This window comes from Spirosoma koreense, from assembly GCF_054777875.1.
On sequence record NZ_BAAHAC010000029.1, the window covers coordinates 141,820 to 160,458 of the forward strand.

Consider the following 18,639-nt stretch of genomic DNA (forward strand, 5'->3'; position numbering starts at 1 on the left):
CTCATCCGTTTGAATTATTGCATAGACGGGAAAAGCGGTTTTCGTCACGCATCCGGTTTGGTCCGGACCAATTCTTCACCAACTATTCGACTTACAGCCAGTCGGCTACGCGCCCGACGCCGTCGATTATTGGCTGTTTTTTTTATCTTTGCTGTCACTCACTGCACAGTTCCATGGATAAGTTAACCGCCGACGACCTGATTTATGGGTACATCAACGGCATTTTTCCCATGGCCGATACCGATGGTACGCTGTACTGGTACGCGCCGGACCCACGGGCGGTGATCCCGATTCACACCTACAAACCGGCCAAATCGCTCCGGCCGGTGCTGAATAAAAATCAGTTTGAGATCCGGATCGATACGGCCTTCCGGGAAGTCATGCAGGGCTGTTCCAAACCGCGCTCGGAAGACGACAGCGTCTGGATTTCGGACGAAATCATCGAAGCTTATACCAGCCTGCATCAGATGGGGCTGGCCCACAGCGTGGAAACGTACGTAGACGACCGGTTGGTGGGCGGGTTATATGGCGTGTCGCTGGGCTCGGCTTTTTTCGGAGAATCCATGTTTCACCAGGTCAGCAATGCCTCAAAAGTGGCGTTTCATTACCTGATCGAGATTCTTCGCCAACAGCAGTACACGCTGCTGGACACGCAGTTTATCAACGACAATGTCCGGCGGTTTGGCGCGATCGAAATTCCGAAAGCCGATTACCTCCGGCAGCTCAAGGTAGCCCTTCGTCACAAAGCCCGGTTTGCAGAACCTACTCGACGCTGGTCAGTTGAACGGGATTAGCGCGCCAGCTACCCGATAAATACGGGTAACTGATTACTTTTGCCGCCTGTATCTGCCAATTCGTTCCCATGCCCAAGCCTGTTCTTGTTCTTAAGTTTGGTACCGCTTCCATTACAAAGCCAACCGGCGAACCCAACGAGCCAATTATGGTCGACATTGCCCGGCAGGTTGCAGCGTTGCACCCACATTACCGCATCGTGCTGGTTTCGTCGGGAGCGGTGGGTGCTGGCAAGGCTTTGATTCACGACTATAAAGGTGACATCACGCAGCGCAAAGCGGCCGCTGCGGTCGGTAATCTGCTGTTACTCAATCAGTACTCCCGTTTCTTCGCTATCTACGGAATTTCCATTGCCCAGAGTCTGTGCGAACGCCATCATTTTGCCAACCGGGACCAGTTTCTGCAACTAAAGCAAACCTACGAAGAACTGTGGGCCAACGACCTGATTCCCATCGCGAACGAAAACGACGTGGTGAGCAACCGGGAACTGAAATTTTCTGACAACGACGAACTGGCTACACTGATCGCGGTCGGTTTCGGGGCCGAAGCCATGATGCTCTGCACATCCGTAGGTGGCCTGCTGGATGCAACTGGTCAGATCATCCGCCAGGTGAACGACTTCGACGAACGCGTGTTCGGCGTGGTTCGGACCGACAAATCCTCGTTGGGTCTGGGTGGTATGGCGTCTAAACTGACTTTTGCCAAACTAGCGACCCGCATGGGCATTCGGGTGGTTATTTTCGGGCTGAATGAACCCGATAGCCTCGGTCGGGCGTTACGGGGCGAAACCGGTACCGAATTCGTTCCGCAATCGTCGGCCTTATCGGCCCGGAATCGCTGGCTGGCCAGTGGTAGTCTGGTAGTCGGGCGGATACAAATCGACCAGGGGGCCGTTCGGGCGTTACAGCAACGGCGGAGCTTACTGGCGGTGGGTATCCGGACAATCCTGGGCGAGTTTTCGACGGGCGAAATGATCGAAATTGTCGATGAGCTTCAGAATCCGGTGGCCGTAGCCCGCGTCCGGGTTTCGTCGGAAACCTTGGCGCAGCAGTTGAATCAACAGAACGTCGAGGTGGCCAATGCCAATGATATTGTACTTTTGTAAATCAGTTCCGATGCTCAGTTCTACTTTTGACACAATCCGGTATGGTACAGGTAACAAAACAGTCCGTGCAACAGTGGATACTATTTGATTACTTATCAAAAAAGCATCGCTTTCAGGATACGCTCACTATGTACGAGCGAAAATACGGCATGCCGCTTGAATCATTTGCCCAACGCTTCGACAATAGAGGAGATGAAGTTTATGAGGAGTGGGACGACTATATTGAATGGAAAGCAGCCCAGGAGTTTCTAATCCGAATAGACAGGAAGATTCAGGACGTTAAGAATGGCAACATCGAACTCATCGACTAACAGATGCCTTTTTTCGAGAACAGATGAATTTCTTAGATTGGCTGACGAACCATTCGCTTGTAATAAGCTACGACGTGTTGGATTATTATGAAATGGACGATGCCACATTTCTGAAATTGAAGATCGTTCTGACAGACAGTTCCGTGCTTTACACAAAGGAGTACATTGACGAATCCATTCGAAATTACGCATTTCAGTGGCAAACAGCGCACAACCTATGGCTGATGCGTTGGGACAATGCTCCGCACTTTCCCAAACTTACTTCCTTTCCACACCACAGACATGATTACCGTAGTGGATCGGAAGTGGTAACCGATAGTGTTGATATTACGCTGACAGAAGTGTTGACATACATCCAGACTCAGCTAACAACTTAATTCTATGACACCCATCACTCCGCTCCTTCAGGCTACGCAGCAGGCCGCAGCCGTCGTTCGTCGGTTGAGCCCGGCTCAGAAAACCGATCTGCTCAACCGACTCGCCGATGTGCTGACCGCGCATACAGCCGAGATTATGGCCGAAAACCAGAAAGACCTCGACCGGATGCCCACTACCGATCCGAAATACGATCGGTTGAAGCTAACGGAGAGCCGGATAACGGATTTAGCCAAAAGTCTGCGTGAGGTAGCCGTCCTGCCTGATCCGGCGGGTGAAGTGATGCTGGAGCGCACGATCGAGCAGGGGCTGAAGCTCAAAAAAATCGCCGTGCCGCTGGGGGTGGTAGGGGTTATCTACGAAGCGCGTCCAAACGTGACGGTCGATGTAGCGTCGCTGTGTCTGCGCTCGGGCAATGCCTGCGTGCTGAAAGGCGGCAAAGAAGCCGATGCCTCAAACCGGTATCTGGTCGGTCTGATTCAGGATGTGCTGAACGATTTTGGGGTTCCGAAAGCGGCTGTTACCCTGCTCCCCCCCGATCGGGCCGTCGTAAACGAATTGCTGACAGCTACCCGCTACGTCGATATCATCATCCCCCGCGGCTCGGACTCGCTGATTCAGTTTGTGCGGAAGAATTCGCTGGTACCCACCATCGAAACCGGTGCGGGAGTGTGCCACGCCTACGTAGAAACCTCGGCGGATCTGGCCAAAGCCGTGGCTATTGTGGTCAACGCCCGGGTTTCGCGCCCGTCGGTTTGTAACTCCCTCGACTGTGTGCTGGTCGATGAAGCCATTGCCGAGCGTTTTCTGCCCATGCTCACCGCCGACTTCGCTAAGTGGAACGTAGAAGTGTTTGCCGACGAACCGGCTTTTACCATCTTCGAGAAAGCGGGCTATACGAACCTGCAACCAGCACAACCCGAAGATTTCGGCCGTGAGTTTCTGGATTATAAATGTGCGGTAAAAGTGGTTGCCGGTCTGGACGAAGCCCTGTCGCATATTCAGGCTTACTCCTCACGGCACTCCGAAGCGATTCTGTCGCAGGATCAGGCATTGATCGACCAGTTTCTACGGGAAGTAGATGCGGCTGCGGTATACGCCAATGCCTCGACCCGTTTCACGGACGGTGGCGTGTTTGGGCTCGGTGCCGAAATCGGTATATCAACCCAGAAACTACACGCCCGCGGGCCCTTCGCCCTCGAAAAGTTAGTCACCGAAAAATGGATTGTGGTCGGCGATGGCCAGGTGCGCTGGTAAGTCTACACGGTCTGCGAAAATAACCGGGTCTTCGGCTGAGCGTAATTCAGGCGCTCGTCGAAGGCCATACAAATATTTCGTAGAAACGGGCGACCTTCCGGACAAACGCGTAAACCTTCGGCATCGAAATCCAGCAGCCCATCAAGCCAGAACGATTCGAGCCGGGCGCTTAGCATCTCCCACTCCCCTTTCGACCAACTACCCAGATGCCAGTGGGTTTCACCCTGGCACATGATATTCAGAATCTGTCGGCGCAGAAACTGGTCCTGATCGTCGAGCACGTGACCACGCAGCAAGGGCAATCCGCCCGATAATACCCGGTTCAGGTATTGATCGACGTCTTTTTCATTCTGCGCAAACGCTGTCCATACATCGCTGATAGAGGAGGCTCCCAGGCCGAGCAGCACCCGCGTCTGCGCTGTCGTATACCCCATAAAATTCCGGTGGAGCTGGCCGGTTAGCATGGCCTGATAAAGCGGATCGTGCGTCCGGGCAAAATGATCCATTCCGATCTCGACATACCCCGCCTGTTCCAGCACTTCACGCCCCGTCTCATACAGCACTCGCTTTTGTTCGCCAGACGGCAAATCATCATCCCGGAAGCCCCGCTGGCCGTTGCCTTTGAGCCAGGGTACGTGCGCGTACGAGTAAAACGCAATCCGGTCGGGGTACAGAGTCAGGGTTTTAAAGATCGTATCCTGGATTGACTCCGGGGTCTGAAACGGCAAGCCGAACACCAGATCGTGGCTGATGGAGGTGTAGCCCAGCTGTCGCGCCCACTCAGTAACCTGCCGCACATTGGCCAATGGCTGAAGCCGGTGAATGGCCCGCTGCACGACTGGGTCATAATCCTGAACCCCAAAACTCACCCGCCGGAAACCCCTGTTGTACAGAATCTCCAGGTGTTCGCGGGTTGTGTTGTTCGGATGTCCTTCCCAGCCGTAATCCGGTGATTCGGTCGGGATAGCCCGGTTAAAAATTCCGCCAAGTAATCGCTCAAGTTGTTGAGAGGTAAAGAAGCTGGGTGTGCCCCCGCCTAAGTGCAACTCAGCGATACGGGGCCGCTCGGGCAGCAGATCGCAGTAAAGATTCCACTCGGTCAGGAGCGCATCGATGTACGGCCCTTCGACGCCGTGGTTGCGGGTGATTCGCTTCGTACAGCCGCAGAAGGTGCAAAGGCTTTCGCAATAAGGCAGATGGATGTACAGACTGATTCCGGTCGTCGCATTACTGACTGCAAAGGCCCGACGCAGGTTATGCACCCAGGCCGCTTCGCTAAAGGTGGTTTCATCCCAGAATGGCACCGTCGGATAACTGGTATAGCGTGGTCCGGGAACGTTATATTTCTGAATGAGCGCGTTTTGTGGCATGGGGGTAAGGGCAGAGGGGTAAGGGCAGAGGGCATGGGGGTAGGGCGGAGGATTTATCGCTATAACCCCGTACCCTATACCCTATGCACTTACCCCTACGCCATTGACCCCACAAAAATGAGTCGATTAATACAGAAAAAGCCTGACCCGAATCAGGCAGGGGGCTGATGATTATCAGAAGACAAGTGACCGGCCATCGCCAATTTGCCGTCAAATTCGGTGGTATGAATACGGCGATACATTCCTCTACGGTCTGTTATCATTGCGGCAACGACTGCTCTGACCATAGGCTTTTCTTCGATGATAAACCATTCTGTTGTGACGGTTGCAAAACCGTGTACAGTATCCTGAGTGAACACCAGCTTTGCCAGTATTACGACATCGAATCGATCGAAAATCGTGCTCAGCCTTCTCTGGACAAAGCCCGCCAGACCCGACTGGAATTCCTGGACCACCCGGAGATCATAGCGCAGTTACTAACCTTTTCCAGCGAATCGGTCGCGAAGGTGACGTTTTACATCCCTACGATTCACTGCAGTTCGTGTCTATGGCTGCTCGAACACCTCTATCGCATCGATCCGGCCATTCAGCAGTCGCGGGTCGATTTTCTGAAAAAGCAGGTTCACCTGACGTACAACCCCGCCCAGCTGACGCTCCGGCAGGTGGTTGAACTACTCACCTCCGTCGGTTACGAACCGTTGATCAGCCTGAACGACGTAGTCAAACAAGAGCAAAAAGCATCCAACCGACCTTTTCTGTATCGACTGGGTGTAGCGGGCTTTTGTGCTGGCAATATCATGTTGTTCAGCTTTCCTGAATACCTCGGCCTCGACAGTCCTTCATTCAAACACCTCTTCGGCGTCATCAATCTACTGCTGGCTATTCCCGTCGTTTTTTACTCGGCATCGGGCTATTTCGGGTCGGTCTGGAACGGATTAAAAAAAGGGTTGATCAACATCGACCTGCCCGTTCTGCTGGGTATTCTGGTGGCTTTTTTCCGCGGTGCCTATGAAGTACTGGCGCTCGACGGCGCTGGCTATTTCGACTCACTGACGGGCCTGATTTTCTTTCTGTTATGCGGAAAATGGTTCCAGCAACAGACGCATGAATTTTTATCCTTCGAGCGGGACTATAAATCGTATTTCCCAATGGCCGTCACGGTGGTGGGGCGTGGGGGCAGAGGGCATGGGGCAGAGGGCGCAGGGGTGAGGGCGCAGGGTCCTATCTCCTTCCCCCCCACCCTTACCCCTCTCCCCTCTGCCCCACGCCCCGTGCCCATCACCCAACTGCGCAAAGGTGACCGCATACGCATACGCCATCAGGAACTGATTCCGGCCGACGGTATTCTTTACAAAGGTCAGGCCCGTATCGACTACAGCTTTGTCACGGGAGAATCGGAACCGGAGCCCAAAACGCTGGGATCGCTGCTGTATGCCGGTGGGAAACAGATTGGAGAAGCCATCGAACTGGAAGTCGTCCGGGAAGTATCGCAAAGCTACCTGACCCAGCTCTGGAACAACGACGTTTTTCGAAAAACGACCACTACCCGCATCCGCACCTTCGCCGACGCGGTGGGCAAGTATTTCACCCTGTCGGTCATAACGCTGGCGATGCTGGCTGGGCTATACTGGTACGTCGTTTGGCACGATCCGGCGCGGGCGGTCAATGTCTTCACGGCGGTCCTGATCATTGCCTGCCCCTGTGCACTTTCGCTCTCCTATCCGTTTGCGCTCGGCAATGGACTGCGTCTGCTTGGCAAACGGCATCTGTACCTCAAAAATGCGGAAGTCATTGAGCAGTTGGCCGCCTGCGATACCATCGTTTTCGATAAGACCGGTACGCTGACCAAAGCCCAGGCCGCGGTTACTGAATCATTTACCAATGCATTGTCTACCCGCGAACGGTCGATGGTTGCTTCGCTGGTGCATCAGTCGGCGCACCCGCTCAGCCGCAGACTGACGAATTACCTCGCGGATGTATTACCGCTGCCTGTCGAAGGGTTTACCGAAGTACCGGGTCATGGCATCCAGGCGATTGTAGATGAGCGGCTTGTTAAACTGGGCACCCGCTCGTTTGTCGAATCCGGGGGCATCGTGCCCGACAACAGCTTCGCCGAAACGACCGTTCACTTAAGTATCGATCAGCAGTACCGGGGCTATTTCCGTTTTCCGAGCCAGTACCGGCCGGGTATCGAAACCATGCTCTCCGACCTACGAAACACCCATCAGCTGTATCTGCTCTCGGGCGATCGGGCACAGGGGCAGGCTGATTTAGCCCACTGGTTCCCGGTAGACAGCCAGATGTATTTCAACTGCCGTCCGGCAGATAAACTGGCCTTCATCAAACTTTTGCAGGAGCAGGGACGGCGGGTCATTATGGTCGGTGATGGGCTGAACGATGCAGGTGCGCTAAAGCAGGCCGACGCAGGCATTGCCATTACCGACGACACGATTCAGTTTACGCCATCGAGCGACGCCATTCTGGAAGCCGATTCGCTCATTCAGTTGCCCCAGTTTCTGCGATTTAGTCAGTTTGGGATGCGGCTGATCCGGGTCAGTTTCGCCGTTTCGCTGGTGTATAACGCCATTGGGCTAAGCTATGCTTTATTTGGGAACCTGTCGCCGGTGGTGGCAGCCATCCTGATGCCGGTTAGCTCTGCTACCATGCTGGCCATAGCGACCCTGGGCATGCAGGGGTATCGCGATTGGAAAGCAGACGGTCGGTCATAGCTCTCCGTGGCTACCTGAAGAAATAAGACTAAAAGTGAAGTTATGCGATTGGCCCCATGCCCCGGCTGTATCGATCAGACAATAGCCAGCAGGGGTATATCCGTCAGGCGGGCCAGGTGCTGGGTTTCGCCCTCCCAAAAAAGCTTCCAAAACCAGCTTCGGTTCTGCGGCAACATCATGATCAGGTCGGCTTTAGTCGTGTGGGCGAAGGTCAGGATGGCATTGTACAGATCGGTGTCTGTTTCAATGGTCAACGTGTGGGGCTGACGACCGAGCAATCGGCGGATGGCTTCGGCTTCCCGGTGCGTTCCCGGATCCGTCGGCTTATCGCTGATGCACAGCACATTCAACATGCTCTCGAATGCTCGGGCAAATTGCACCACCTTGTCGAAGGCGACAGCATTGGGAGAATTGTCGAGGTCGATACACAGCACGGTATTTTTCAGCCCAGCATAGCCGACAGTTGGCGGAACCAGCAACAGCGGAACGGCTGTTTCGGCCACCATCCCCGTAGCGATGCTGCCCAACAGCTGTGTACTCGCCGGCGCCGTTCCTACAGTCGACATGACCAGCAGATCGGCTTTTTCGGCTGCTGCGACCGAACGGATGGCATTGATGGTATGGCCTTCCTGCACAATGCAACGGATCGGGAATGTTGGTCCCAGCAAATCCCTAAGTTCATCGGCCATCTTTTGCAGGCTCTTCTCGCTGCTTTCGCGCATGGCCTTCACCGATAAAGGGAAATCGCCGGTTTTCGCCGGATTGTCGGGCCAGACATGAAAGGCGTGAAACAAAATCAGCGTAGCTTTCTGATCATAAGCCAGTTGGCCGGCGAATCGGGCGGCTCGCCGGGAATTGAGCGAAAAATCGGTAGCGAGAATAATGGTTTTCATAGGGAGCACCGCATTAGGACAGGAAATGGATGGACATCTAAGCGTTGTTGCTTAAGCGGCCAGACAGTTGCTCACCGGAGCGAAGGACGGGGAAGGAGTTATGGCCCGAATGCCATCGGATGTGCCAAGCCAGCGCAATTGGGTCGAAATCTGAAACTGGCACGCGGTAAACGCATCCATGACGCCCGGCTGGTCGATATCTGTCAGGAGGTAGTCGTACTGGCCTAGCAGCAAATGAATCGTAAGCACCAGTTGGGGCTCACCCAGCAACATTTTCGTGTATAGCTGGACCGAGCCCGTTGGCGACACAAAAGTCAGCCAGTGGTTCAAAGCCTCGCCGGCGGCCTGGCGGGCGTCGTGATAGGCCGCTGCTTTTAACGGCTGATCGACGGTTGAACAAAGCTCATAGGCATACACCACCGTCAGGTCGATGCGTTCAGACTGAGTTTCGAGCCAGCGGTTCAGCACCAGCGCCAGATCGACAGACCCGTCGGTTACAAGAAGGGCTTTTTTCATGCGTACGTTCAGCGGAGATTCATGCCAAAAGTACGTGGGTTGTGATCACCGACTCCTGAGTTCGCTTAGGCCAAAAGCTGATTCTGATCAGGCCATCACCAATTCGCCCGTCGCATTTTATCAGCCTGGAGTACCCGAATACCGGCACCCGTAATTTCGATCAGGCCATCGTGTTTGAATTCGCTCAGCGTGCGAATCAGGGATTCGGTAGCCGTGCCGATGACAGCCGCCAGATCGTCGCGCGAGAGCAGAATGGGCGCAGCCGGTTCGCCACTGGGAAGGGGTTCCTGCAACCGCAGTAATGCATCGGCCACGCGCCGACGTAGCGAACTATAGGCCATGCCCAGCAACTGGTCCTCTTTTTCGGTAACACGCCCTGCCAGCAACCGCACAAACTCCCGACCCACCTCGGGCTGGCTGGTCAGTAACTGCCGAAAATCTTCTTTGGGAATGTAAATCAGTTCGGCATCGTCGAGCGTCAGAGCCGAGTCGGTATAGGTTTTCTCTTCGAGCAGAGCCAGGTCCCCAAAAAATTCGCCGGGACCGTACAGGCCGGTTACCAACTCTTTGCCGTCGGTATTCGTCCGCGTGGTTTTCACCCGACCGCTTTTTAAAAAATACAGGCGGGTGGGTTCGTCGCCTTCGGTGTAGATGAACTGCTTCTTTGGCACCGCATGTATCTTACGATCAACGGATAAACTCTGCAATCCACCCACTGAGCGCGCATCCTCCAGAAATTGACTAAGCCCCTCCTGCTTCAGGTTGTAGTCATTGGCCCGCAATTTACTAGGTCCGACGCTTCGGAAGCGGTTCAGACGGCCTTCGACGGCGCTCAGCAATTCGGTATCGTCAAAGGGTTTGGTCAGGTAATCGTCGGCTCCAAGTTCCATGCCTTTCCGAAAATCGATCCGTTCAGACTTGGCCGTCAGGAAAATAAACGGAATACCGTTGAGATCCGGGTTTTTATTGACAATGTGTAGCACACCATAGCCGTCCAGGACCGGCATCATAATGTCGCAAATAATCAGGTCAGGTCGCTCGACCAGGGCCCGTTCGACACCAAGTTTTCCGTTTTCGGCGGTCAGAACGCGATACCCGGCCAGTTCTAGGATTTCTGCCGTGTTTTCCCGGATGTCGGCATTGTCTTCAATGAGCAGAATGTTTTTCATGAGGAAATGTGATTGTTACGGTCGTGCCTTCGCCTAACTGACTGGTTAGCTCGATGGAGCCGTCGAGCAGTTCGACGTATTTGGCAACGATGTGCAGACCCAGGCCCGTACCTGCGAAATTAGTGGCATTTTTGGCCCGAAAAAACCGCTCGAACAAATGCTTCTGGTCTTCGGTCGAGATGCCGATCCCCTGATCGCGAATCTGGAGCTGGAAGGCACCGGCCAGGTTGATACGCGCCAAATCGATCACCTGATTGTCAGACGAGTACTTTATCGCATTCGATAGTAAGTTGACCAGAATTTTCCGCAACAGCGACGGATCGGAATAAACCGGCTGAGGGCCGTCGAACCGGGTTTGTATGCGCTGCCCCGGCTTCAGCATATCGCTCAGATCTGCCACAACCTCATCGATCAGTTTCGGCAAATCAACCCACGACCACGTAGCCTCTACACGCCCTTCTTCGAGCCGTCCGACCGACAGAAATTCCTCCAGAATGGCATTGAGGTGATTGACCGACGACTTGATGCGGTGAATATGTCGGAGCCGCTGGGCCTGCTGGTCGGCGCCAGGGTATTTCTCGATCAGTGAGGCCGACGTAAGCACGGCGCTCAGAGGTGTGCGAAACTCATGCGACGCCATCGACACGAACCGCGACTTCAGCTCACCCAGTTCACGTTCGGCGGCCAGGGCTTTGGCCAGTTCATCCTTCGACTGTTCGAGCTGGTGCAGCGTAGCCATGAGCGCATGCGTACGATCGGCGACTTTCTGCTCCAGTTCGGCGTTGAGTTGCTCGATGCGGCTTTTTTGCTCCAGCAGCGTCTGTTCGGCTTCTTTTTTGGCGGTAATGTCGATAATGTACCCAACCGCCAGCAGGGCGTTATCCCGGTAGAAATAGCTCAGGCTAATTTCAGCCGGAAATACCGATCCATCTTTCCGTTTGGCATACAGATCGCGTCCGTGCCCCATGGCCCGTACCTGCGGGTCGGCGTTGAACGAAGCCCGTAACTGCGCATGCCGGCCTGCCACCGAATCGGGCACCAGCGCATCGATGGATATGATTTTCATTTCCTCCTCGCTGTAGCCAAACAGGGTGCGCGCGTGGCGATTAAAAGCTACGATAAGCCCCTGCTCATCGCAGACAATGATACCGATAGTGGCGTGGGTAAAAACAGCTTCGAACGAGTCGTCGAACATACGAGTCGGGTTTCTGAGTGCAAAGAAAGCGTCTATCCAGATAACCTGGCTGATCTAAATCAGTTTTCCGGTTGATGTGTCTCACGGTTTACCCAGGATAGAATGGGCAATTTTACCGCATTAACTGGCTTATTGTTTATGGCCCCTCACGCTTCGTTACTCTCAGCGGCACTTCAACAGCCTGTCCTGCTGGTCTGTACCTCGACGGCTCCGGCTCAGCACACCGATGTCGACCAGTTTCTGGAGAAGGTTCGCTTGCTCCTGAACCCGACTGTGCACATCGTGCGTATCAGTGAAACCACGCACCCGGAGGTTGTCCGCAGTTTTGGCTTTACGGCCTTACCGGCGTTTGTGCTGCTCCAGCAGGGGCTCGAACTGTGGAGTTATTCGGGGCCCGTCGACGCACCCGAACTGGTCGCGCAATTGAGTCATCAAATGCGCCAATCTTCGTTATCAACTCGTTAATCGACAACTCATATGAATTCGAACATGGTTGCCAACCCCACCGCCCAGACCGGCTCAACGGCTCAGTGCCATCAGCAACACCAGCATTGGCAACAGATCATCCGGCAACAGGAAGAAGAAATTCGTCAGTTACGGGCCCTGCTACTGGAAATCATGAATCAGTACAATTGCCGGAGCCTGCGCCACGACGCGATCGATTACTACCGCGATCTGAACCAGCTGCAAACCAAGCTCAACCGCCTGCAGTGCGATCTGGTCTGTGAAGGAATCGACTGCAGTTCCGGTCCGGAGAAACCGTCGTGTAGCAATGTGCGCTTTGGCCTGTCGGCCACCCTCGAACGGCATACAAATCTGCTGATTGGCGAATTTTCCCGCATCAAAGACGGCTGTCTGCAGTTTCTATCGGGTATGATGAGCCTGAATCTTCTTTGATTATCGGGTCAGTAGCCCATGACAAATGGGGATGGCATCAGCCGGTGTACTGGGTAGCCGGTACTCTGCTAAGCCCCGCCCGATCAGCAGGAAAGCGATGACCAGCGTAGCCATAGACAGCACCCGGTTGAGTCGCTGACGACTGATAGCCGTCAGCCAGTTACTGACCAGATTGACACCCAGCAGGGCTGGCAATGTGCCCACGCCGAACAGCAGCATGTACAATACACCGGTCAATGGCGTATTCGAAACGAGGGTTCCGGTTAAAGCCAGATACGTAAAGCCACAGGGTAATAATCCATTCAACATCCCCAGTCCGATAAACCCAGGTAGACCTGGCTGCTGTATCTGCCGCCGAAAAAGCCGGGTTATGTAGGTATTCAGCCAGGGCCAACGCCAACGGGCCGACAATCCGTTTTGCCCGACAAAGCGGATCAACAACAAAATGCCACAGCCAATAGCCAGGGGGCGCTGCCAGCCGAGCAGTGTCAATCCGCCACTCATCGTACCTGCCAGCGCTCCTAAACTGCTATAAGTAGCTATCCGCCCGACATGGTACAGCCCGATTGCCAGCCACCGCTGCTGACGTTCTAGCCGGCCGATGGGCAGCGCAGCGACCAACGGCCCGCACATGCTCACACAATGCAGACTGCTGATAAGTCCCGTCAGAAAAGCGGTGGAGAGCCAGGGTGACATCGTTTACAGAAAAACTTGTTCTTCTTTGTAATATTCGCGCTGCCCATCCGACCAGGTGAACTGCACGCGCCAGTTTCCCCGGGCCAGCGACTGAGTCGGAATCACCTGCCGGGTGGGGTGATCGGCCGGGATGGCAACGCGAAAATCCTGCTGTCGGTCGCCGGGTCGATAGAACGTGATCTCTCCTTTCCGGAGCGTCTCCGGCAGGACAAAAACGACTTGCTGCTTGTCGGATTGATAGGTCATGGCTACAGATGCATTGGTTCGGGCGTTGGCCACCCGGTCGATATGCTGCTGAAAATCGATTTCGTTCTGGTAATAATTATCGCTGACCAGGTCGACACGCTGCCGGGTCATCAGATACACCATCGTGCCGATGAAGCCTGCGAACAGCACGAAAACAAGAATGATGGCTTTACTCCAGTTCATAGGTTTAATAAGGATTGGGTGAAGGGGTAAGGGCAGAGGGTCGTTCGTCACATGCCCTTACCCCTTCACCCCGTGCTCACTGCACCGGCCCTAAAAATGATGTTTTGATCGTATTTACCACGGCACCTCCCGACAGAACGTCGACGGTCAGTTTCGTGCTGTTTTCGCGGATCGAGCGGGCGGGCAACAGGATAAAAAACATACCCTTTGTCAGTTCGTCGGCCACTGCGTTCGGAATCGGCTGTACCATCCGCAGCGTAGCGCCGGGGTAATTCACCCGAAATGTAATTGGTTTAGCCTGATGCGTTTTGTTCACGACCTCAACCAGATACAGATTCGATACCAGCCCCCCGGCTTCCCGCTGGTAGAGTTGCCCCGGTGCCCGCAAAATGGTAGTATCGAGATCAGACCGGCCTGCCAATAGAACTACCCATACCCCCATCAGCAACACCAGCACCAGGCTATAAGCGACCATTCGGGTTGTTAGGCGCCAGGGCCGCCGGGTCTCGATACCCTCCAGCGAGTCGTACCGGATCAGGCCACGCGGCCGACTGATTTTGTCCATTACGCTGTCGCAGGCGTCCATGCAGAGCGTACAGTTCACACACTCCATCTGACTGCCGTTCCGGATGTCGATTCCCGTTGGGCAGACGTGTACGCACAATTTGCAGTCGATGCAGTCGCCTTTTGGGCGTGGGGCAGCGGGCAAAGGGCGTAGGGTCTGGGCTTCAAGAGGCACGATATCTCTTTGCCGTAGTCCCTCTGCCCGCTGCTTTTTCCCCCGCGGTTCACCCCGCACATCGTCGTAGGCGACCATTACCGACTGCCTATCCAGCAGCACACTTTGCAGGCGGCCATACGGGCAGATAGTGGTGCAGACAATTTCGCGCATGTAGGCAAATACGGCGTAAAAAATACCCGTAAAGACCAGAATCGCGGCCAGCCCGCCGAGGTGGTTGGCCGGATCGTCGGTCATGATACCCAGCAGCGCGTCTTTGCCGATGATATACGCCAGAAACGTGTTGCTGATAACAAAGGAGATCAAAAAGAACAAGCTGTGCTTGGCTGTTTTCTTCAGGATTTTCCCGGTCGTCCAGGGTCCGGCATCGAGTCGTCGACGGGCATTGGAGTCGCCCTCGATCCAGATTTCGATCCGGCGGAACACCATTTCCAGAAAAATCGTCTGCGGACACGCCCAGCCACAAAATACCCGGCCGTAGATGACCGTAAAGAGCGCAATAAAGACAATGAACGCGAGCAGCCCGATGGCAACCAGGTAAAAATCCTGCGGCCAGAACGTAACCCCGAAAAAGTTAAATTTTCGTTCGAGCACATTGAACAGAAACAGCGGCTGACCGTTCCGGGTCAGAAACGGGCCCGCCAACAGGGCCGCCAGCAGCGCCCAGGCCACAACCGTTCGCCAGCGGTAATAGCGGCCTTTTATGACCCGCGGGTAGAGCCATTGCCGGCCAGTGGCCGGTTGGTCCTTAGCGGATGACGGAACGGTTAACTCAGCATGCATACATTCATTCGTTTATGAACCCAGCTCATCGAATTGCCACGTTGGGAGCAGCGGGAGTAACTTTCTCACCTTGTGGCTCTTTCGCTCCGGCGGGTTTACTACCCTGTAGCGACAACACGTAACTGGCCACCTGCTGGATTTGCAGGGGGTTCAACTGTCGTTTCCAGGAAATCATTCCCTTTTCGGGAACACCTTCCGTAATGGTATGGAACACCGCTTTGACCGATCCACCATGCAGCCAGTATTCGTCGGTCAGGTTGGGGCCCACTTTGCCCTCGGCATTCTGTCCGTGGCAGGCGGTGCAATACTGATTGAACAGGCCTTTCCCCGCGTCGACACCCTTCTTATCTGTGAGGAGCGTCACCGTGTTTTCGTTAATTTTTCCGGCAACGAGTTTGATGTAAGCGGCCCGCTCTTTCTCCGCAATGGCGACTTCTTGCGTGTACTCCTGCTCCATAATGTTGCCTTTGCCGAAGACGTGAAAGATCAGCAGGTAGATGACGGCGAAGCCAATCGTACTGTAAAACAAACCCATGAACCAGGGCGGAGTCGGATTGTCAAGCTCGGCGATACCATCGTAAGCATGTTCCATCATCAGGTCTTTTTCCTGGCTCAGTGCGTGCAGACCGGCCCACCGCTGCCACAACGGACGGGTGTCGGCTGGCTTGTGCGTAGCATCGGATTCGGGAGGGAGGGCCTGCCGCAGAATATACCCCAGATACAGGGTTATGACCAGTAACAGAACCGTAGCGACAGCCACCAGCATCAGCACGACGAACCATATCAGGTCTTCGCCCGAGTTTAGCATCCAGACTGATTCGGGAGCCGGATCGAGGAGAGTGGTTAAAAGAAGATTCATAAATGCGGTCGATTAAAGCGCGGTCGATTCGTCCAGGGGCATGTGGCTCATCTGGCGCAGGTGACGTTTATCGGCCAGCAACAGGTAGAGGCCGACCAGGAGAAAAAAGACGAAAAACGTCAGGAACGAGCCGACCATATAGATGTCGGCACCGGGAATTTTTGAGATGAATTGCTTGAACATGATTGCCGAGGGGTAAGGGCAGAGGGCATGGGGTAAGGGCAGAGGGGCAAGGGCAGAGGATAAACATTATGAGTTACCCTACTCCCTAAACCCTTACCCCCATACCCTCTGCTCTCTGCCAGTTATTTTTCCATTTTCTTGATATCCGTCCCCAGCCGTTGCAGGTAGGCAATGAGCGCTACAATTTCGCGGTCGGGTTTCACCCGAATGCCTTCTTTGGCCAGGCGGGCACTCACGTCGGAGGCCTGTTTTTTCAAGTCGTCGTTGGCGTACATGATCGTCTGATCGTCGTAGGGAACGCCTACTTTCCGAAGCGCAGCCAGTTTATCCGAAGTGGTCGAGATGTCGAGTGGCTGGGAGATCAGCCACGGATAGGGCGGCATGATGGAACCGGGCGACATGGACGTTGGCTCGTTCATGTGGTGGTAGTGCCAGGAGTCGGGGTATTTGCCACCTTCGCGGTGCAGATCGGGGCCGGTTCGTTTACTACCCCACAGAAACGGGTGGTCGTAGACGAACTCACCGGCTTTCGAGTAGTCGCCGTAGCGCTCGGTTTCGGAGCGGAAAGGCCGCACCAGCTGACTGTGGCAGTTCACGCAACCCTCGCGGATGTACAGGTCGCGGCCCTGTACTTCGAGCGCGGTGTAGGGCTGCACCGACGGAATCGAGGGTACATTCGACTTCACCATGAACGTCGGAATAAGCTCGATCAGCGAGCCGATCAGAATAACGACCAGCGAACCGACCAGAAGCGGAAAGGGTTTGCGCTCCAGCCAGCGGTGCCAGAACGTGTCGGACCCCACGGGCTTGTACACGTTGGGCAACGCATACGCTTCTGCTTCTTCATTGACAACCAGCTTGCCAGCGGCCATGGTTTTGAAGAGATTATACCCCATCAGGATTGCCCCCAGCAGATAGAACGTTCCGCCCAGCGCCCGCATCATATGCATGGGCAGAATCTGCAGGGTCGTTTCGAGGAAGGTCGGGTATTTCAGCACGCTTTCTTTTGTGAATTCTTTCCACATCATGCCTTGCGTGAAGCCCGAGATATACATCGGTATGGCGTAGAACAGAATTCCGAGCGTACCGATCCAGAAGTGGGCGTTGAGCAACTTTTTCGAGTAGAGCGGGGTCCGGTACATGCGCGGAATCAGCCAGTAGAGCATGGCGAAGGTCAGGAATCCATTCCAGCCGAGCGCTCCCACGTGTACGTGCGCTACGATCCAGTCGGTGAAGTGGGCAATAGCATTGACGTTTTTAAGCGACAACAGAGGTCCTTCGAACGTGGCCATCCCGTAAGCGGTCAGTGCAACGACCATGAATTTCAGAATGGTATCTTCGCGCACTTTATCCCAGGCACCCCGTAGTGTCAGCAGACCGTTGATCATACCACCCCACGACGGTGCAATCAGCATGATCGAAAACACTACTCCCAGCGATTGCGCCCAGTCGGGCAACGACGTATACAGCAGGTGGTGCGGGCCAGCCCAGATATAAATGAAAATCAGCGCCCAGAAGTGCAGAATCGACAGGCGGTACGAATACACGGGCCGGTTCGCCATTTTGGGCAGAAAATAATACATCATGCCCAGGTAAGGCGTCGTCAGGAAAAACGCCACGGCGTTGTGGCCGTACCACCATTGCACCAGCGCATCCTGCACTCCGGCGTAGAGGTAATAGCTTTTGAACAGGCTGACGGGCATCTCGAACGAATTGACCACGTGCAGAACCGCAATGGTGATAAACGTGGCGATGTAGAACCAGATGGCTACGTATAGGTGCCGCTCCCGTCGTTTGACGATCGTGCCGAACATATTGATGCCGAACACCACCCAGATGAGCGTAATGGCAATGTCGATGGGCCACTCCAGCTCCGCGTATTCGTGCGAGGTGGTGAAGCCCAGCGGTAAGGTAGCCACCGCCGACAGGATAATGGCCTGCCAGCCCCAGAAATGAATCTTACTCAACACGTCGCTGAACATCCGGGCTTTGCAGAGCCGTTGCAGGGAATAATAAACTCCCATAAAAATGGCGTTTCCGACGAAGGCGAAAATCACCGCGTTGGTGTGCAGCGGACGAATCCGGCCGAAGGTGGTGTACTGATTCCCCAGATTGGCGGCCGGGGCAAACAGTTGCGTGGCAACGATGACGCCTACCAGCATGCCGATGATACCCCAGATAATGGTTGCAACGGCAAAATCACGGACAATTCGGTTATCATAGGCGAATCGCTCGACGGACGTATTGCCGCCCGGCGGCTGCTGACCGATAGCCGCCCGATCTGGCGATATGACTGTAAGAGGCTGTTTTACAGGTACATTCATAAGAAATAAGTACTGAA

General features: G+C 54.7%; 19 protein-coding genes. 8 read left to right on the top strand and 11 right to left on the bottom strand.

Annotated elements, in window-relative coordinates:
• Positions 1-173: 173 nt before the first annotated feature.
• The 5 genes from aat (at position 174) to ACYVC2_RS28415 (ending at position 3,840) form a co-directional block, all read left to right on the top strand.
• Positions 174-794 carry a leucyl/phenylalanyl-tRNA--protein transferase gene (gene aat / locus ACYVC2_RS28395; RefSeq protein WP_461108347.1) on the top strand — a complete coding sequence of 207 codons (621 nt, stop codon included), beginning with the start codon at positions 174-176 and terminating at the stop codon, positions 792-794.
• Positions 795-862: 68 nt separating this feature from the next.
• Positions 863-1,897, top strand: coding sequence for a glutamate 5-kinase (gene proB / locus ACYVC2_RS28400; protein ID WP_461108349.1), 1,035 nt, complete (start codon positions 863-865; stop codon positions 1,895-1,897).
• Between the two features lie 128 nt (positions 1,898-2,025).
• Complete coding sequence (locus ACYVC2_RS28405; RefSeq protein WP_461108351.1) at positions 2,026-2,208, top strand: hypothetical protein; 183 nt, start codon at positions 2,026-2,028, stop codon at positions 2,206-2,208.
• A gap of 92 nt (positions 2,209-2,300) precedes the next feature.
• The gene (locus tag ACYVC2_RS28410; protein WP_461108353.1) at positions 2,301-2,585 is read left to right on the top strand and encodes a toxin-antitoxin system TumE family protein; all 285 of its coding nucleotides are present in this window, start codon (positions 2,301-2,303) and stop codon (positions 2,583-2,585) included.
• Between the two features lie 4 nt (positions 2,586-2,589).
• Positions 2,590-3,840 carry a glutamate-5-semialdehyde dehydrogenase gene (locus ACYVC2_RS28415; RefSeq protein ID WP_461108355.1) on the top strand — a complete coding sequence of 417 codons (1,251 nt, stop codon included), beginning with the start codon at positions 2,590-2,592 and terminating at the stop codon, positions 3,838-3,840.
• 2 nt (positions 3,841-3,842) lie between these two features.
• Here ACYVC2_RS28415 and hemN read toward each other — a convergent pair whose 3' ends face one another.
• The gene (gene hemN / locus ACYVC2_RS28420) at positions 3,843-5,210 is read right to left on the bottom strand and encodes an oxygen-independent coproporphyrinogen III oxidase (protein WP_461108357.1); all 1,368 of its coding nucleotides are present in this window, start codon (positions 5,208-5,210) and stop codon (positions 3,843-3,845) included.
• A 224-nt stretch (positions 5,211-5,434) separates the two neighbouring features.
• Between hemN and ACYVC2_RS28425 the strand changes: the two genes are divergently transcribed.
• Positions 5,435-7,939, top strand: coding sequence for a heavy metal translocating P-type ATPase (locus tag ACYVC2_RS28425; protein ID WP_461108359.1), 2,505 nt, complete (start codon positions 5,435-5,437; stop codon positions 7,937-7,939).
• A gap of 74 nt (positions 7,940-8,013) precedes the next feature.
• Here ACYVC2_RS28425 and ACYVC2_RS28430 read toward each other — a convergent pair whose 3' ends face one another.
• The 4 genes from ACYVC2_RS28430 to ACYVC2_RS28445 all read right to left on the bottom strand — a co-directional run bounded on the left by ACYVC2_RS28430 (position 8,014) and on the right by ACYVC2_RS28445 (position 11,712).
• On the bottom strand, positions 8,014-8,832 hold the full coding sequence (locus tag ACYVC2_RS28430) for a universal stress protein (RefSeq protein WP_461108361.1): 819 nt from the start codon (positions 8,830-8,832) through the stop codon (positions 8,014-8,016).
• Positions 8,833-8,883: 51 nt separating this feature from the next.
• Complete coding sequence (locus ACYVC2_RS28435) at positions 8,884-9,348, bottom strand: hypothetical protein (RefSeq protein ID WP_461108363.1); 465 nt, start codon at positions 9,346-9,348, stop codon at positions 8,884-8,886.
• 95 nt (positions 9,349-9,443) lie between these two features.
• Entirely contained in the window at positions 9,444-10,517 is a 1,074-nt protein-coding gene (locus ACYVC2_RS28440; protein WP_461108365.1) for a response regulator, read from the bottom strand.
• Positions 10,495-11,712 (bottom strand): ATP-binding protein, encoded by a 1,218-nt coding sequence (locus tag ACYVC2_RS28445; protein WP_461108367.1) that lies wholly within the window; start codon positions 11,710-11,712, stop codon positions 10,495-10,497. Before ACYVC2_RS28445 ends, ACYVC2_RS28440 begins: the two co-directional genes overlap by 23 nt.
• 138 nt (positions 11,713-11,850) lie before the next feature.
• Between ACYVC2_RS28445 and ACYVC2_RS28450 the strand changes: the two genes are divergently transcribed.
• Entirely contained in the window at positions 11,851-12,177 is a 327-nt protein-coding gene (locus ACYVC2_RS28450; protein ID WP_461108369.1) for a thioredoxin domain-containing protein, read from the top strand.
• Positions 12,178-12,189: 12 nt separating this feature from the next.
• Positions 12,190-12,609: a hypothetical protein gene (locus ACYVC2_RS28455; protein WP_461108371.1), complete on the top strand. Its 420-nt coding sequence runs from the start codon at positions 12,190-12,192 to the stop codon at positions 12,607-12,609.
• On the opposite strand, the gene ACYVC2_RS28460 is transcribed toward ACYVC2_RS28455, so the two are convergent.
• The 6 genes from ACYVC2_RS28460 to ccoN all read right to left on the bottom strand — a co-directional run bounded on the left by ACYVC2_RS28460 (position 12,610) and on the right by ccoN (position 18,622).
• Entirely contained in the window at positions 12,610-13,305 is a 696-nt protein-coding gene (locus ACYVC2_RS28460) for a sulfite exporter TauE/SafE family protein (RefSeq protein WP_461108373.1), read from the bottom strand.
• A 3-nt stretch (positions 13,306-13,308) separates the two neighbouring features.
• Entirely contained in the window at positions 13,309-13,734 is a 426-nt protein-coding gene (locus ACYVC2_RS28465) for a FixH family protein (RefSeq protein WP_461108375.1), read from the bottom strand.
• Positions 13,735-13,810: 76 nt separating this feature from the next.
• A complete protein-coding gene (gene ccoG, locus ACYVC2_RS28470) occupies positions 13,811-15,256 on the bottom strand; it encodes a cytochrome c oxidase accessory protein CcoG (protein ID WP_461108377.1) in 1,446 nt (481 codons plus the stop codon).
• 25 nt (positions 15,257-15,281) lie between these two features.
• Entirely contained in the window at positions 15,282-16,115 is an 834-nt protein-coding gene (locus ACYVC2_RS28475; protein WP_461108379.1) for a cbb3-type cytochrome c oxidase N-terminal domain-containing protein, read from the bottom strand.
• Between the two features lie 12 nt (positions 16,116-16,127).
• A complete protein-coding gene (locus ACYVC2_RS28480) occupies positions 16,128-16,298 on the bottom strand; it encodes a hypothetical protein (RefSeq protein ID WP_461108381.1) in 171 nt (56 codons plus the stop codon).
• Between the two features lie 122 nt (positions 16,299-16,420).
• Positions 16,421-18,622 (bottom strand): cytochrome-c oxidase, cbb3-type subunit I, encoded by a 2,202-nt coding sequence (gene ccoN / locus ACYVC2_RS28485; RefSeq protein ID WP_461108383.1) that lies wholly within the window; start codon positions 18,620-18,622, stop codon positions 16,421-16,423.
• Positions 18,623-18,639 lie beyond the last annotated feature (17 nt).

Coding starts and splice junctions, on each gene's coding strand:
- ACYVC2_RS28475 (WP_461108379.1), bottom strand. CDS start 16,115: ATGAATCTTCTTTTAACCACTCTCCTCGATCCGGCTCCCGAATCAGTC.
- proB (WP_461108349.1), top strand. CDS start 863: ATGCCCAAGCCTGTTCTTGTTCTTAAGTTTGGTACCGCTTCCATTACA.
- ACYVC2_RS28460 (WP_461108373.1), bottom strand. CDS start 13,305: ATGTCACCCTGGCTCTCCACCGCTTTTCTGACGGGACTTATCAGCAGT.
- hemN (WP_461108357.1), bottom strand. CDS start 5,210: ATGCCACAAAACGCGCTCATTCAGAAATATAACGTTCCCGGACCACGC.
- ACYVC2_RS28430 (WP_461108361.1), bottom strand. CDS start 8,832: ATGAAAACCATTATTCTCGCTACCGATTTTTCGCTCAATTCCCGGCGA.
- ACYVC2_RS28405 (WP_461108351.1), top strand. CDS start 2,026: ATGTACGAGCGAAAATACGGCATGCCGCTTGAATCATTTGCCCAACGC.
- ACYVC2_RS28465 (WP_461108375.1), bottom strand. CDS start 13,734: ATGAACTGGAGTAAAGCCATCATTCTTGTTTTCGTGCTGTTCGCAGGC.
- ACYVC2_RS28435 (WP_461108363.1), bottom strand. CDS start 9,348: ATGAAAAAAGCCCTTCTTGTAACCGACGGGTCTGTCGATCTGGCGCTG.
- ccoG (WP_461108377.1), bottom strand. CDS start 15,256: ATGCATGCTGAGTTAACCGTTCCGTCATCCGCTAAGGACCAACCGGCC.
- ACYVC2_RS28445 (WP_461108367.1), bottom strand. CDS start 11,712: ATGTTCGACGACTCGTTCGAAGCTGTTTTTACCCACGCCACTATCGGT.
- ACYVC2_RS28480 (WP_461108381.1), bottom strand. CDS start 16,298: ATGTTCAAGCAATTCATCTCAAAAATTCCCGGTGCCGACATCTATATG.
- ccoN (WP_461108383.1), bottom strand. CDS start 18,622: ATGAATGTACCTGTAAAACAGCCTCTTACAGTCATATCGCCAGATCGG.
- ACYVC2_RS28415 (WP_461108355.1), top strand. CDS start 2,590: ATGACACCCATCACTCCGCTCCTTCAGGCTACGCAGCAGGCCGCAGCC.
- ACYVC2_RS28455 (WP_461108371.1), top strand. CDS start 12,190: ATGAATTCGAACATGGTTGCCAACCCCACCGCCCAGACCGGCTCAACG.
- ACYVC2_RS28440 (WP_461108365.1), bottom strand. CDS start 10,517: ATGAAAAACATTCTGCTCATTGAAGACAATGCCGACATCCGGGAAAAC.
- ACYVC2_RS28410 (WP_461108353.1), top strand. CDS start 2,301: ATGGACGATGCCACATTTCTGAAATTGAAGATCGTTCTGACAGACAGT.
- ACYVC2_RS28450 (WP_461108369.1), top strand. CDS start 11,851: ATGGCCCCTCACGCTTCGTTACTCTCAGCGGCACTTCAACAGCCTGTC.
- aat (WP_461108347.1), top strand. CDS start 174: ATGGATAAGTTAACCGCCGACGACCTGATTTATGGGTACATCAACGGC.
- ACYVC2_RS28425 (WP_461108359.1), top strand. CDS start 5,435: ATGAATACGGCGATACATTCCTCTACGGTCTGTTATCATTGCGGCAAC.